Raw genomic sequence first — 13,567 nt, 5'->3', positions numbered from 1 at the left:
AGATGGAACATGCCAACCACTGGCAACTCGTCAACCAGCGGCTGATGGCCCGGATACTGGCTGAATGCAGCTATGAAGGGCTGATTACGCCTCAGCACAAGGGCCAGGACCGGTTCGAGCTGGACACCGGCGAGCACCGTTATCAGTTCCAGGCGCGCCGGACACCCTGGGACTTCCTGTGGATACGCCCGCAGACCCTGCTCCGCAACGGTTTTCCCAGCAGTGACGCCATCCAGCTTGTGCTGGACTGCCGCCAGGCCTTTGCCATGGGCGATATCACCCTGGGTAACTTCATCGAGGAACTGAACAATACCCTCGCCGGTGATCTGCTTCGCCAGCGGGCCTTGGCGGGCCGGACAGCCGCACAACTCCTCGACCTGCCACCCGTCAGGCTGGAGACGCTGCTGGACGGCCACCCGAAAGTACTGGCCAACCGCGGTCGCCTTGGCTGGGGCATGGATGACCTGCACCGTTACAGCCCGGAGGCCAGCCAACCGGTAAGCCTGCACTGGCTGGCCGCGCACCGGGCCACCGGGTTAAGGGTTTATGGTCAACCTGCCCCCGAGCAGTGCCTGACGACCGACGACCGGGAGGAACTGGCACCCTACCTGCAGTCCCGGGACTGGCAACTGGTACCGGTTCATCCCTGGCAATGGCAGCACCATATCCAGCCGCAGTATGCCGCCATGCTGGAGGGCGGCAACCTGGTGAATCTGGGCCCCCGGGGGCACCATTATCTGCCCCAGCAGTCGATCCGCACCCTGTCGGATCTCGATGCCCCCGGAGCCTGCGACCTGAAACTGTCGCTGACCATCCTGAACACCTCCTGCTACCGGGGTATTCCGCCGGAACCCATGGCGCTGGCACCGGAACTGTCCGCCTGGCTGGCAACCACCGCCAGCGCTGACCCGCTCCTTGCCGCCACCGGACTGACGGTGCAGCGGGAACTGGGTGGGGTGCATCTGCCCCACCCTCACCAACAGCAGGTTTCCGGCACGCCCTATCGCTACCGGGAAATGCTCGGGGCAGTATGGCGAGAGAGCCTGGCCGGCAAGACCGCCGAAGGTGAACAGGCCTGGATCTTCGCCATGCTGATGCAGACCGATGCCGACGGCACCCCCCTGGTCGCCGAGATGATCCGTCGCTCGGGCTGGTCCGTGGAACGCTGGCTGACCCGACTGTTCGACCGGGTCACCATACCGCTCTACCACCTGCTTTGTCGCTATGGCGTGGGTCTGGTGGCCCACGGCCAGAATCTGGGCGTCATCTTCCGTCAGTGGCAACCAGAACGGGTGGTGGTCAAGGATTTCCACGGAGACCTGCGCCTGATGGAGGGCGACCACCCCATGCAGGCCGGGATGCCGGACTCCCTGGCCGGCGCGCTACCACGACTGCCGGCCGCCCATCTGTTTCATGACCTGTATACCGGTCACCTGGTCACCGGTCTTCGCTTCCTGTCGCCGTTGCTTGAAGACTACCTTGGCTATCCGGAACGGGATTTCTACCGGCTACTCCACGACCGGATTGTCCAGTACCAGAAGACGTACCCGGACCTTACGCATCAGTTCCGCACATTCGACCTGTTTCGGCCCGTGATGGAACGGGTCTGCCTCAACCGCGTGCGCTTCCGGATCGGCTATGGCGACGATGCGGCCCGCCCCACCCCAACCCTCGGGCCGGAATTGCCCAACCCCCTTCACCCGACGAATCATCAGACCCTGGAGATCTGCGATGAGTAAGGATATTCTCGACCTGGCCGGCATCGGCATTGGCCCCTTCAACCTGAGCGTGGCGGCCCTGCTGGACCAGCATCAGGACGTGGACTCTGCCTTTTTTGACAGCAAGCCCCGGTTCGACTGGCACCCCGGCATGCAGTTGCCAGGGGCACGACTGCAGACCTCCTGCCTCAAGGACCTGGTCACCGGGGCGGATCCCTGCAACCCCCACAGTTTCCTGAACTATCTGGTGCAGCACCGGCGCTTCTACCCGTTCCTGAGTGCCGGGATGACGGCCATCAGCCGCCGCGAGTTCGCCGATTACCTGGACTGGGTCGCGGGTCGCCTTTCCAGTCTGCATTTCGGCCATGGCGTGGAGTCGGTGTCCTTTGAGGACGGCCTGTTCCGGCTGACTTTTGAGACGGGACAGAATCCGGTCCGTGCCCGTAACCTCTGCATTGGCACGGGCATCCGGCCTCACATTCCGCCCGCCTGCGAGGCGCTCCCATCCACCCGCAGCCTGCACTGCATCCACCTTATGCAAAAGGGCAGGGATTTCACTGGCCAGCAGGTAGCGGTAATCGGTGGCGGCCAGTCCGGTGCCGAGGTAGTACTGGGCCTGCTCGACGGTCTTTGGGGACAGCCCGCCGGCATCCGCTGGTTCTCCCGCCGTCCCAACTTCGAACCTCTGGACGAGACCCCCTTTACCAACCTGTATTTCTCCCCCGGTTACGTGGATACCTTCCGCCAGCTGCCGGAGCAGCGTCGGCGGGAGCTGGTCCACTATCAGAAGCTGGCGTCCGACGGCATTTCCCCGGACACCCTGCAGGCGCTCTATCAGCGGCTGTACGAATACCCACTGGAAAACCCCGGACACCCGTTGCCCGAGCTGTTGCCGGGGCGGTCCGTCTATGCGGTCACCGATGGCACGCCCATGAACCTGTTGACCCGCAACCGTATGGATGACCAGTTTGAAGAGTTCCAGGCTGACCAGCTGCTGCTGTGTACCGGGTTTGATCATGGCCTTCCACCCTGCCTGGCCCCCATCAAAAACCGGTTCCGCGAGGACAGCACCGGTCGTCCACGGCTGCAGCCGGCGTTCAACCTGGACTGGGACGGCCCCGATGACCGCGCCATCTATACCGTCAATCAGGGCCGCTTCAGTCACGGTATTGCCGAATCCCAGCTCAGCCTGACCAGTTGGCGCTCTGCCGTCATCGTGAACCACCTGCTTGGCCACGAGCACTATCCGGTGTCAGAAAAGGGCCTGTCCGTCCGCTGGGGCAGCAGCACACCCCAAACCACTGCACAGAACCGACAGGTTCCACGCAAAACGGCGCAAATGGGAATTGAATCATTTTGATAATCGTTTACAATTGCGCTTTATTTGCATAGGGAGAAATACTGATGGAAGTACGAACGCGTTTCTCACAAACACTGATATCACTGGCATTGGTCACCCCGCTGGCAGCCAACGCCGCCTCCCAGTCGCTGGACGAGTTGGTGGTGGTCGGCAGTCGGGCACCGGCGCAGATCAGTCAGATTCCGGGCACCGTCTGGGTGTTGGACGGCGAAGAGCTGGAACAGCAGTTCCAGTCCGGGCAGGACCTGAAGACGGTGATTGGCAAGCTGGTTCCGAGTATGGACCTGGCCCCGGAGACCCGCACCAACTATGGCCAGAACATGCGTGGTCGCAGTGTGCTGGTCATGATCGACGGTGTTTCCCTGAATGGTTCCCGGGGGCTGAGCCGTCAGTTCGACTCCATCGACCCGTTCAATATCGAGCGCATTGAAGTATTGTCCGGGGCCACCGCCATCTACGGTGGCGGCAGCACCGGCGGCATCGTCAATATCATCACCAAGAAAGGCCGTGAAGGCGACGCCCGCTTCAGTACCGAGCTGGGCGCCTCCAGCGGCTTCAACAGTACCGAGGACCGCACCTTCCGGGTCGGCCAGTCCATCGCGGGCGGCAATGACACCATCAAGGGCCGGCTGGCCATCGCCGTGCAGGACAATGGCGCCATGTACGATGGTGACGGCGACCGGGTCATGATCGACATTTCACAGACCGACCTGCAGTACAACCGAAGCGTCGACGTGCTGGGCAGCACCCAGATCCGCATTGATGATAATCAGAGCCTGGATCTGACTGCGCAGTTCTACCGGTCCCGGTATGAGGGGGATGAAGGTGTCTGGCTGGGGCCCTACGCCACGGCGATCAACAGTCCTGAGATCCGCGACGGGTTTTCCAGCGACCGGGACCCTGCGACCGAGCGCTACATGGTCAACGCCGCCTACCAGCACCGCGACTTTCTTGGCCATACCGCGTATCTCCAGGCATCCATGCGCAACGAAGAATCCAGTTTCTACCCCTATCCCTACTCTCGCGCGACGGTACCCCAGAGCTACTTCGGTGCCTCCAAGCAGGATACTCGCCAGTACCTCATCAAGGGGCTTCTGACCAAAGACCTGGGCAGCGTCAACCTGACCTACGGCATCGATCTGGACCGCGAGGACTTCTCCGCCAACCAGATGATTTTTGACAACGCGACCGCCATGCCCAGTGGCGGGCTGGTCCTTGACGAGGAATTCACGGTTGACCGTTATCCGGACTACCGGGTTGAAGGGATCGCCGCCTACTTTCAGGCCGAATGGCAGGCAACCGACCGGCTCCAGTTGAATGCCGGCATACGTCAGCGATATGCGCGCCTTGAAATGGAAGACTTTGTTGGCACTCAGCAGGCGGTTGAGTCCGGTCGTGGGCTGGTCAGCGGCGCTGACGCCATTCCCGGCGGGGAAAGCGACTACGACGTGACCCTGGTGAACGCTGGCGCCATCTACAAGCTCACCGATGACCACCAGATCTGGGCAAACTTCAGCCAGGGCTTTGAAATCCCGGATCCGGGCAAGGCAGCCGGACGGGGCAGCTACAGCCTCACGGGCGGTCGTTATGTGCTGACCGACTCCCTGAACATCGACGACAACCCGATCCCGGGCCTGGAAACCAACCAGATCGAGCTGGGCTGGCGAACCTATCAGCCGCAGTGGGACGCCCAGGTAGCCGCCTACTACACCTGGTCCGACAAGGAAGCCGAAACCAACCGGACCACCCTGACCGTCGATGTTGTGGATCGTAAGACCCGGGACTACGGGCTCGAAGGCGCATTGACCTGGTACGCTACTGATCAGTGGTCCATCGGTGGCACCGGCCATTACGTGCGCTCGGAAGTGGAAGACGACGATGGCGACTGGCAGAAGAACGTCGTTACTGCGGCCAGCCTGCCCAACGCCACCGCCTTCGTCCGCTGGCAGGACCGCCTTACCTCCGTCCGCCTGCAGGGCTCCAAGGCATTCGACATTGATGACGACGCCGGTGATGAAATCGAGGGTTACACCACCTTCGACCTGATGGCGGCACGCAACCTGCCCCTGGGCCGACTCAACTTTGCCGTGACCAATCTGCTGGACGAGCAGTACGACACCGTGTGGGGCCAGCGTGCCCAGCTGTTCTATGGCTACGAAGAACTGTTCGACTTCAAGGGCCAGGGCCGCACCTACTCCCTGACCTACTCCGTGGACTACTGATGGCATGCTGACACGCTATCGACCGGGGCCTGCACTGCGGGCCCTGGTGCTTTTCCTGTTCTGCAGCACAGGCAACGCCGGCACCGTGGTCAGCCACGATGCCGGCGAACTGCGTTTTGAGGAGCCGCCCCAGCGGATCGTGGCACTGAACTGGTGGCTGGCGGAACACCTGCTGGCACTGGGTGTAACACCGGTCGGGGTGGCAGACGCCGAGGGGTACCGGGAGTGGGTAGCACAACCGCCCCTGCCCGATAGCGTGAAATCCGTGGGTGCCAGGCAATCCCCCAATCTGGAGGCGATCCGCTCGCTGGAACCGGATCTTATCCTGGCCACCGGGCACCTGATGGCGGCGGTTCCCGCACTGGAAACCATCGCGCCGACGCTGGTGCAGACCACCTACGAGACCGAGTCCAATCCCTGGGAACGGGCCCGCGAACACCTGATCAGCCTGGGGAAAGTACTGGACCGGGAAGAACAGGCCAAAAACGTCCTACAGCAGGCCGAGCAGGAGCTGGCCGACACCCGGCGCCGGCTTGCGGACGCTGGCCTGGAAAACCAGAGCGCCTTTCTCGTCCGTTTCCTGGACGATCGCCGTCTGCGCATTCACGGCAACAACTCCATGCTCCATCAGGCCCTGGAGCAGGCCGGGCTCAACAATGCCTGGCAGCGTTCCACCAACCTATGGGGCTTCACGCCCGGCACCCTGGCAGACCTGGGCGGCCACCCTGATGCATGGCTGATCTATATCCGGCCATGGCCCGAGGCCGACCGGCAGCGGCTGCTGGCCAGCAATCTCTGGCCTTACCTGCCCATGGCCCAAAGTGGCCGTATCACCGGTGTGGGGCCGGTATGGACCTTTGGCGGCGTACTCAGTGTTCCGCTGATGGCCCGCATGCTGGCGGACCAGCTGATTGACGGCAACGGGGAGGTCAGCGAATGAGCCAGCCCATGACACGCCAACAGCCCTGGGCACGACTGACTCTACTGGTGCTGACGCTACTGGCCACCGGCCTGCTGCTCTCGCCCCTCGCCAGCCCGGACAACCTTGCCAGGCTGCCAGGGGCATTATGGCTGTCCGCATCCGCCAGTTTTGAACAGGCGGTACTGCATTACACGCAACTGCCACGACTGACCATGGCCCTGCTGACCGGGGCGGCACTTGGTTTCGCCGGTACCCTGGTACAACAGGTGCTGCGCAACCCCCTGGCCGCCCCCACCACCCTGGGCGTTGCCGCCGGCGCTCAACTGGTACTCGGCCTGGTGATGCTGCTGGCCCCTGCCCTGCTCGCCTGGCGGGAGGTGTGGGCCATGGCCGGGGGCATGGCCGCACTGTTACTGGTCCTGCTGATGGGCGCGCGGCGGGGCTTTGACCCGCTGACACTGACCCTGTGCGGCCTGATCGTCAGTCTGTATCTGGGCGCCATCAACACCGTCATCCTGCTGTTCAACCAGGAGCAACTCGCCGGACTGTTTATCTGGGGCGCTGGCGAACTCAGCCAGAACGACTGGCGCAGCACCCTGGAACTGCTACCCCGGCTGCTGGCAGTTGCCGGCGTCACTCTGCTGCTATGGCGACCGCTGCAGGCCCTGGATCTTGGTGCGGAAAGTGCCCGTTCCCTGGGACTGTCGCCGGGTGTCACACGGGTGCTGGCCCTGTCGCTGGCTGTCTACCTGACCGCACTGACGGTCAGCCATGTCGGCGTGGTGGGCTTTATTGGCCTGGCTGCGCCCGCCATTGTGCGACTGCTGGGCGCCCGCACCCTGCGTCAGCGTCTGCTGGCCAGCGCCCTTTCCGGTGCCCTGCTCTGCCTGGTGGCCGACGGCATTGCGCAACAGCTGACCATGGCCTTTGGTTACCTACTGTTCCCCACCGGCGCGGCGTCCGCATTGATCGGGGGCCCGGTTCTGCTCTGGGTACTGACCCGCACCCGCCTGATCCCCGCCCGTCCGTCTGAAACCCTGTCGGTAAGTTCAGCGCAACGGAAAACCAGGGTGCCGCTCATCGGACTGGCCGTTCTATGCCTGGCGACCCTGGCCAGCCTCACCGTCACCCTGAACCTGGGCCCCACCTGGGATGGCTGGCAATGGATCGGCCTCAGCGGGGACCCAGCAATAATGGCCATGCGACTGCCACGCATGGTCACCGCCTTGCTCGCTGGCGGCCTGCTGGCAGGCGCCGGTGTGATCGTGCAGAGACTGACCCGCAATCCCATGGCGAGCCCGGAACTGCTGGGCATCAGCACCGGTGCCGCCCTGGGCATGGTGATACTGGTGCTGACCCTGGGCACCAGCAGTCGACCGTTGCAGATCCTGGCCGGTGGACTGGGCGGCACTCTGGTGTTGCTGACGCTACTGTTACTGAGCCGACGCAACGGCTTTTCTCCCCAGCGGCTGCTGCTGGGAGGGATTGCCCTGTCAGCCTTGCTGGATGCGGGTATCCGCATGGTGCTCGCCATGGGCGATGCCCAGTCGGTCACCCTGCTGAACTGGCTGTCCGGCTCCACCTGGCTGTCCGGAGACACCGATGCGCTGGTGCTACTGGTGGTGACACCACTGCTCATGCTGCTGACACTGTTGTCGATACGGTGGCTCGACCTGCTCCCTCTGGGCGACAGCACCTCACAGTCACTGGGGTTACCGCTTGCCCCGGTACGCCTCGCGCTATTACTGCTGGCGGCCCTGATGACGGCAGCTGCCACACTGGTGGTGGGCCCCTTGTCGTTCGTTGGTCTTATGGCGCCACACCTGGCTCGACTGCTGGGCTACCAGCGAGCACTGCCACAGTTGCTGGCGGCCTTTGTGATCGGCAGTCTGCTCATGCTATGGGCGGACTGGCTGGCCCGCTCTGTCGTGTATCCCTATGAACTGCCCGCCGGCCTGGTCGCCACACTGATTGGCGGGGGCTATTTCCTGGTGCGGATGATGCGACTGCCGGCAGCCCGTTAGCCGGCCCTGACGGCGACCCGGCAACGGCGGTTATTGATAACCATTTACACTTGAATTAGTATCTGATCTTTCAAACAACAGGTCTGCTTCCATGTTCACACTGGACGCCGTCAGCTATCGGCTACCGGAGAAAACCCTTCTGCATCCCATTGATCTCACTATTGAGCATGGTCAGGTCGTGGGGCTGATCGGCCACAACGGTTCCGGCAAATCGACGTTACTGAAACTGCTGGCCCGCCAGCTACACCCCTCCGCCGGTCGGATCTTCCTGGAGGGCAAGGACCTGCATCGCTGGGGGGACCGCCCCCTGGCCAGGCAGGTCGCCTATCTGCCCCAACAACCACCGGCCACTGACGGCCTGACGGCCCGGGAACTGGTGAGTTTTGGGCGCTACCCCTGGCACGGCGCCCTGGGTCGATTCTCCCGGGAGGACCAGGAACAGGTGGAGCGGGCCATGGCCCTGACAGACACCGAACGCTTTGCCGACCGCAGCGTGGATGAGCTGTCGGGCGGCGAGCGCCAGCGTGTGTGGCTCGCCATGCTGCTGGCCCAGAACGCCCGTTACCTGCTACTGGATGAACCGACATCGGCGCTGGACGTCGCCCATCAGGTGGAGGTCCTGTCGATGGTGCGCAAACTGGGCAAGGAACTGAAAATGGGCGTGGTCGTGGTACTCCACGACATCAACATGGCCGCCAGCTACTGTGATCACCTGGTGGCACTCCACAGCGGACGACTGTTGACCGAGGGCACCCCCGACCAGTTGATGAACCAGGATACCCTGAAAGATATTTACGGCATCCCCATGTCGATCCTGGCTCACCCGAGGCAGGATGGTGCCCGCATCGCGGTGGTCTGAGCCTCGGGAAACGGTGTGACTACAGGCGCTATACCTCTTCAGGTAACCGCGCGCCCTTGGGGGGCCGGTCAATGTGGGGACAGTTCCTGCACAGGGGAAGATCGGGCAGGCGGTAGCGGATACAGCAGTGGCGTCGTTGCCGCAGGGGCTCACAGCCTTCCCCGCGTTCCACGTAACGTACCGGATTGGCCATGGGGTTGGGCCCACCATCGGGGCGTCGCTCCCGCTCAATGATCCCACGCCCATCCACGAGCATTGCCTCTGGCACGCCGCCCGCAGCCATGGTTTCAATGAGCCAGTCAAAGTAATTGGCGGCGTTGTTCCAAAGCACCCGACGTGACAGCTTGACCTGGCTGCACCAGCCCTCGATCAGCGGCTCGAAGTTGCCCTCCAGCAATTCCCGGAAACGCTCGAACGGCCCCTCCGGAGACACCTCGAAGGGGTGCCCTTCGTCTGGCAGGCGGAAGGCCTCCGGCACCCCACCTTCGCCCAGGATGACCTCGATACGGTCGAGGGCAACCGGCAACTCCCGCCCCAGCACCAGATTGGCGGCGACCACCGGCACCGTGAGTTTCACGAAGTAATACCGGGACCAGAGTGACAGCAGGGCCCGATCGTCATCACCGGACTGGGATCGTCGATACTCGGACAGCAGCCACGACAGGCCGTCGCCGGAAATCAGGTCCCTGGCCGGTATGCCCGGGCGCTGGTCCTGGCCCGGCAGAACCAGCATATCCCGATAGTATTCGAAATCCCCGATAAACAGGGGAGCAAGGGCAGGAATCGTCATGAGGTATCCGCACCGTGGTTCGTTCAGGCTCCGGCATGAACCCAGTATGAGTACCGGCAATCCTGGTGAAAACGGTTCTCATTATACGCAACACAACACAGATAACGAGGGTATCCGGCCACCGACGGTGAGGTCGATACCCCGGACAGAATCAGGCTCTCAACCGCTGGACCCCGGATATCACCGCCACCAGCACCGCCCCGGCCAGCACCCCAATCAGGCCATCAATCAACATCGGGCCCACGGTCGCCATTATGGAACCCAGGCCGGCGGTGAACTCACGGATCCATTCGTACAGTGGATGGATACCGTGCACCAGGATGCCGCCGCCCACCAGGAACATGGCGGCGGTACCGACGATGGACAGGGCTTTCATCAACCAGGGGGCGGCCCGCAGGATACCTGCCCCCATTGACTGGGAGAATGACGACTTGCGCTCTGTAAGGTGCACGCCCAGATCATCCAGTTTGACGATGGCCGCCACCAGGCCATACACGCCCACCGTCACCGCCACCGCAATTACCACCAGTACCGCCAGTTGCATTGTGATGGGCTCGGCACTCACGGTGCCCAGGGTGATGGCGATGATCTCGGCGGAGAGGATAAAGTCGGTGCGGATGGCCCCCTTGATTTTGTCCTTCTCCAGCGCCTTGAGGTCCTTCTGCGGGTCCGCCATGGCCTGTCGCAGGTCCTCACGATGGGCCTCCTCCTGTTCCCGGTGCAGCCACTTGTGGACCAGCTTCTCGAAGCCCTCATAACAGAGGAAGGCGCCCCCCAGCATCAGCAGGGGCGTGATCAGCCATGGCAGGAAATAACTGATGACCAGGGCCAGGGGTACCAGGATCACCTTGTTGATGGCCGAGCCCTTCGCCACCGCCCACACCACTGGCAGCTCCCGGGCCGGCCTGACGCCGGTCACCTGCTGGGCGTTCAGGGCCAGGTCATCCCCCAGGACACCGGCGGTTTTCTTGGCCGCCACCTTGGTCATCACCGAAACGTCGTCAAGAACGACACTGATATCATCAAGCAGGGTAAGCAGGCTGGCGCCGGCCATGGCATAGGACTCCTATTCAACAACTTCCGGGACAGTGAAAACTATCGGGCACTATATAGCGTCCCGGGACGAATGTAATGGCTTTTGCCCACGGTTACTCTGGCGAACCGGTCACAGCCCCATTGCCTGTGCGGCTACCCGGTTCTTGAGCGGAGTAGCCCGGTCCAGCCAGCGCATGCCGGTGCTGCGCAGCCATTTCAGTGGCAGTTCATCCCGGGCAAAGAGTTGTCTGAATCCTTCCATGGCGGCCATCATCGACAGGTTCTCACCCTTGCGTCGGCGCTGGTAGCGCTGGAGGAGCAGCAGGTCGCCCGGTGACTGCCCTCGCTGGAAGGCGGTTTCCAGTTCCGCCAGCAGGGCTGAGACATCGCCATACCCGAGATTGGCCCCCTGCCCCGCCAGGGGATGGATGGTGTGGGCCGCATCCCCCACCAGGGCCAGACCTGGCTGAACGTACTGCTTGCTGTGACGCTGCCGCAGGGGGAACGAGAAGCGGCGGGAGACGGCTTCCACGGGGCCCAGTCGTCCCTCCAGGGCACTGGTCAGCTCCGCCATGAAGGCATCGGCATCCAGGGCCAGCAGGCGGCGGGCCTCCGGCGTATCCTGGGACCAGACAATGGAGCAGAACCGTTCGCCCTGCTCACCCTCTTCACCAGGGTCAGGCTGCAGCGGCAGGAAGGCCAGGGGCCCGGTGGCGGTAAAACGCTGCCAGGCGGTGTGCTGGTGGGACTGCGCGGCCTGCACGGTGCAGACGATGGCTTCCTGGTCATAGTCCCACTCCCGGGTGGGCAGGCCCACCCACTGGCGGATACGGGAATGGCCACCGTCGGCGCCCACCACCAGGGAGGCGGTAAACTTCTCGCCACCGGACAGGGTCAGTTGCCAGCCTTCCCCGTCCTGTTCCAGGGCATCCACCGACTGGCCATCCAGGCAGGTAAGGTCGCAGTCCCGGACCGCCTCGAACAGGCTGCGGACCAGGTGACGGTTCTCGATGATGGTGCCCAGGGCAGGCACCCCCAGCTCGGCGGCGTCGAAACGGATGCGGCCGATGGCCTCACCGTCCCAGACATTCATGGCGATGTAGGGGCAATGGCGGGATTGCGTCGCCCGCTGCCAGGCCCCGAGGCGCTCCAGCAAGCGCTGGCTGGCCACGGAGATGGCACTGACCCGGGGCTCGAAATCATCCACCGTGCGGGCCGGTAATGGCGACTCCACCAGTTTCGCCACCGGCGCGGCTTCCACCAGCGCGACCCGCCAGCCCTGTTGAGCGGCCCCAAGGGCCAGGGCGCTTCCGGTCATGCCACCACCAACCACGACAATATCAAAATCACTCATTGCCAATGCTCCCGGTCGCGGTCCGATGGCTGCCTGGGCGTGCCCCCCGTCACCATCCCCATGGCCTGTCGGGCAAACCACTGCTTGGCACCGGGCATGATGTCCAGCCCCGCCAGTCCGGCGTTGCGGGCCGGCCCCAGGGCAGGGTAGCCGCCACCAAACAGGCGCACCAGGGAATCGGAGAACCCGATGGTCTGCCGCTGATCCGGGGCATGCTGCCGCCGGTAACGCTCCAGCACCCGCAGATCCCCCGGGGACAGGTCGTTGTCGTGGGCATACCGGAAGGCATCCACCAGCGCCATCAGCCCCCGCAGGGCCAGGTTGAACCCCTGCCCGGCCACCGGATGGAGGGCATGGGCAGCATTGCCCACCAGGGCCACACCGGGACGAATGCACTCGTTGGCGGTGGTCAGCGCCAGGGGATAATGGTGGCTCTCACCAAACCGGGTGAACCGCCCCAGGCGCCAGCCGAATACCCGCTGCAGACAGGCACAACGGCCAGCCTCGTCCAGGGCCAGCACGTCATCCAGGTCGTCCGGCGACAGGGTCCATACCAGGGCGGAGCGATGACCGTCCTCCGGACCGCCCACCTGTGGCAGCAGGGCCATGGGCCCCCGCTCGGTGAAGCGCTCCCAGGCGATGCCCTGGTGGGGCTGTTCGGTACTGACATTGGCGATCAGCGCGGACTGGCCGTAATCCTCCTGCCGGATGCCGATCCCCAGGGCCTCCCTCAAGCCGGAACGGCCTCCGTCCGCCACCACCAGGCAACGGCTGGTGAGGCCGCGTTCCTCGCCATCCTGCCGGATCGCCACGCGCACGCCGCCCCGCAGGCTGGTCACGCCCTCGGCCCGGGCCGGTGCCAGCCAGCGGATGTTCGGCTGCCGTGCCAGGGACTCCATCAGGCACAGGCCCAGCCAGCGGTTGTCGGCGACATAACCCAATGCCGGCTGCTGGTGCTCCGATGCATCCAGGCGGGTAACGCCGAAACGGCCTCTCTCGGAGACGTGGATATGCCGGATAGCCGCCGCCTGCCCACTGATGGACGACCACAGGCCCAGGCGTTCGAAGATCTGGCGGGAGCCCCAGGACAGGGCCGTGGAGCGGGCATCGTAGCTGGGCTGGTAGTCGCTGGGGGCGGGGTCACCGGACAGGGGGAAAGCCTCCACCACGGTCACGCGGTAGCCGGGCACCAGCCGGCAGATGGCCAGGGCCAGGGTCGCCCCCGCCAGTCCACCACCGGCAATCAGTATGTCCGTGTCCCACGCCTGCATGTCAGCCACCTG

At 64.0% G+C, this 13,567-nt stretch carries 10 protein-coding genes; 6 read left to right on the top strand and 4 right to left on the bottom strand.

The features are described from left to right. Nucleotides 1-2: 2 nt before the first annotated feature. From ACJO3T_RS10990 to ACJO3T_RS10965, 6 genes are all read left to right on the top strand, one after another. Entirely contained in the window at nucleotides 3-1,739 is a 1,737-nt protein-coding gene (locus tag ACJO3T_RS10990) for an IucA/IucC family protein (protein ID WP_406978494.1), read from the top strand. Next, nucleotides 1,732-3,078 (top strand): lysine N(6)-hydroxylase/L-ornithine N(5)-oxygenase family protein, encoded by a 1,347-nt coding sequence (locus tag ACJO3T_RS10985; protein WP_406978493.1) that lies wholly within the window; start codon nucleotides 1,732-1,734, stop codon nucleotides 3,076-3,078. The genes ACJO3T_RS10990 and ACJO3T_RS10985 overlap by 8 nt, the downstream gene beginning before the upstream one ends. A gap of 44 nt (nucleotides 3,079-3,122) precedes the next feature. After that, complete coding sequence (locus ACJO3T_RS10980; protein WP_406978492.1) at nucleotides 3,123-5,300, top strand: TonB-dependent receptor; 2,178 nt, start codon at nucleotides 3,123-3,125, stop codon at nucleotides 5,298-5,300. A gap of 4 nt (nucleotides 5,301-5,304) precedes the next feature. Continuing rightward, nucleotides 5,305-6,240, top strand: a complete 936-nt coding sequence (locus ACJO3T_RS10975) for an ABC transporter substrate-binding protein (RefSeq protein WP_406978491.1) — start codon at nucleotides 5,305-5,307, stop codon at nucleotides 6,238-6,240. Next, complete coding sequence (gene fhuB, locus ACJO3T_RS10970; protein WP_406978490.1) at nucleotides 6,237-8,246, top strand: Fe(3+)-hydroxamate ABC transporter permease FhuB; 2,010 nt, start codon at nucleotides 6,237-6,239, stop codon at nucleotides 8,244-8,246. Before ACJO3T_RS10975 ends, fhuB begins: the two co-directional genes overlap by 4 nt. A 91-nt stretch (nucleotides 8,247-8,337) precedes the next feature. Beyond that, nucleotides 8,338-9,105 carry an ABC transporter ATP-binding protein gene (locus ACJO3T_RS10965; RefSeq protein WP_406978489.1) on the top strand — a complete coding sequence of 256 codons (768 nt, stop codon included), beginning with the start codon at nucleotides 8,338-8,340 and terminating at the stop codon, nucleotides 9,103-9,105. Nucleotides 9,106-9,133: 28 nt separating this feature from the next. Here ACJO3T_RS10965 and fhuF read toward each other — a convergent pair whose 3' ends face one another. From fhuF to ubiH, 4 genes are all read right to left on the bottom strand, one after another. After that, nucleotides 9,134-9,895 carry a siderophore-iron reductase FhuF gene (gene fhuF, locus ACJO3T_RS10960; protein ID WP_406978488.1) on the bottom strand — a complete coding sequence of 254 codons (762 nt, stop codon included), beginning with the start codon at nucleotides 9,893-9,895 and terminating at the stop codon, nucleotides 9,134-9,136. Between the two features lie 151 nt (nucleotides 9,896-10,046). After that, complete coding sequence (locus tag ACJO3T_RS10955) at nucleotides 10,047-10,949, bottom strand: DUF808 domain-containing protein (protein WP_406978487.1); 903 nt, start codon at nucleotides 10,947-10,949, stop codon at nucleotides 10,047-10,049. Between the two features lie 111 nt (nucleotides 10,950-11,060). Continuing rightward, complete coding sequence (locus ACJO3T_RS10950; protein ID WP_406978486.1) at nucleotides 11,061-12,284, bottom strand: UbiH/UbiF/VisC/COQ6 family ubiquinone biosynthesis hydroxylase; 1,224 nt, start codon at nucleotides 12,282-12,284, stop codon at nucleotides 11,061-11,063. Further along, nucleotides 12,281-13,555: a 2-octaprenyl-6-methoxyphenyl hydroxylase gene (gene ubiH / locus ACJO3T_RS10945; protein ID WP_406978485.1), complete on the bottom strand. Its 1,275-nt coding sequence runs from the start codon at nucleotides 13,553-13,555 to the stop codon at nucleotides 12,281-12,283. Before ubiH ends, ACJO3T_RS10950 begins: the two co-directional genes overlap by 4 nt. Nucleotides 13,556-13,567: the final 12 nt, after the last annotated feature.

The sequence above is a fragment of the Marinobacter shunpengi genome (assembly GCF_045449715.1).
Taxonomy (GTDB): domain Bacteria; phylum Pseudomonadota; class Gammaproteobacteria; order Pseudomonadales; family Oleiphilaceae; genus Marinobacter.
This window is presented reverse-complemented; position numbering and strand designations above follow the sequence as displayed.

What these genes read in the sequence shown, in the direction of transcription:
- ACJO3T_RS10990 (WP_406978494.1), top strand. Translation starts at nt 3, where the DNA reads ATGGAACATGCCAACCACTGGCAACTCGTCAACCAGCGGCTGATGGCC.
- ACJO3T_RS10985 (WP_406978493.1), top strand. Translation starts at nt 1,732, where the DNA reads ATGAGTAAGGATATTCTCGACCTGGCCGGCATCGGCATTGGCCCCTTC.
- ACJO3T_RS10980 (WP_406978492.1), top strand. Translation starts at nt 3,123, where the DNA reads ATGGAAGTACGAACGCGTTTCTCACAAACACTGATATCACTGGCATTG.
- ACJO3T_RS10975 (WP_406978491.1), top strand. Translation starts at nt 5,305, where the DNA reads ATGCTGACACGCTATCGACCGGGGCCTGCACTGCGGGCCCTGGTGCTT.
- fhuB (WP_406978490.1), top strand. Translation starts at nt 6,237, where the DNA reads ATGAGCCAGCCCATGACACGCCAACAGCCCTGGGCACGACTGACTCTA.
- ACJO3T_RS10965 (WP_406978489.1), top strand. Translation starts at nt 8,338, where the DNA reads ATGTTCACACTGGACGCCGTCAGCTATCGGCTACCGGAGAAAACCCTT.
- fhuF (WP_406978488.1), bottom strand. Translation starts at nt 9,895, where the DNA reads ATGACGATTCCTGCCCTTGCTCCCCTGTTTATCGGGGATTTCGAATAC.
- ACJO3T_RS10955 (WP_406978487.1), bottom strand. Translation starts at nt 10,949, where the DNA reads ATGGCCGGCGCCAGCCTGCTTACCCTGCTTGATGATATCAGTGTCGTT.
- ACJO3T_RS10950 (WP_406978486.1), bottom strand. Translation starts at nt 12,284, where the DNA reads ATGAGTGATTTTGATATTGTCGTGGTTGGTGGTGGCATGACCGGAAGC.
- ubiH (WP_406978485.1), bottom strand. Translation starts at nt 13,555, where the DNA reads ATGCAGGCGTGGGACACGGACATACTGATTGCCGGTGGTGGACTGGCG.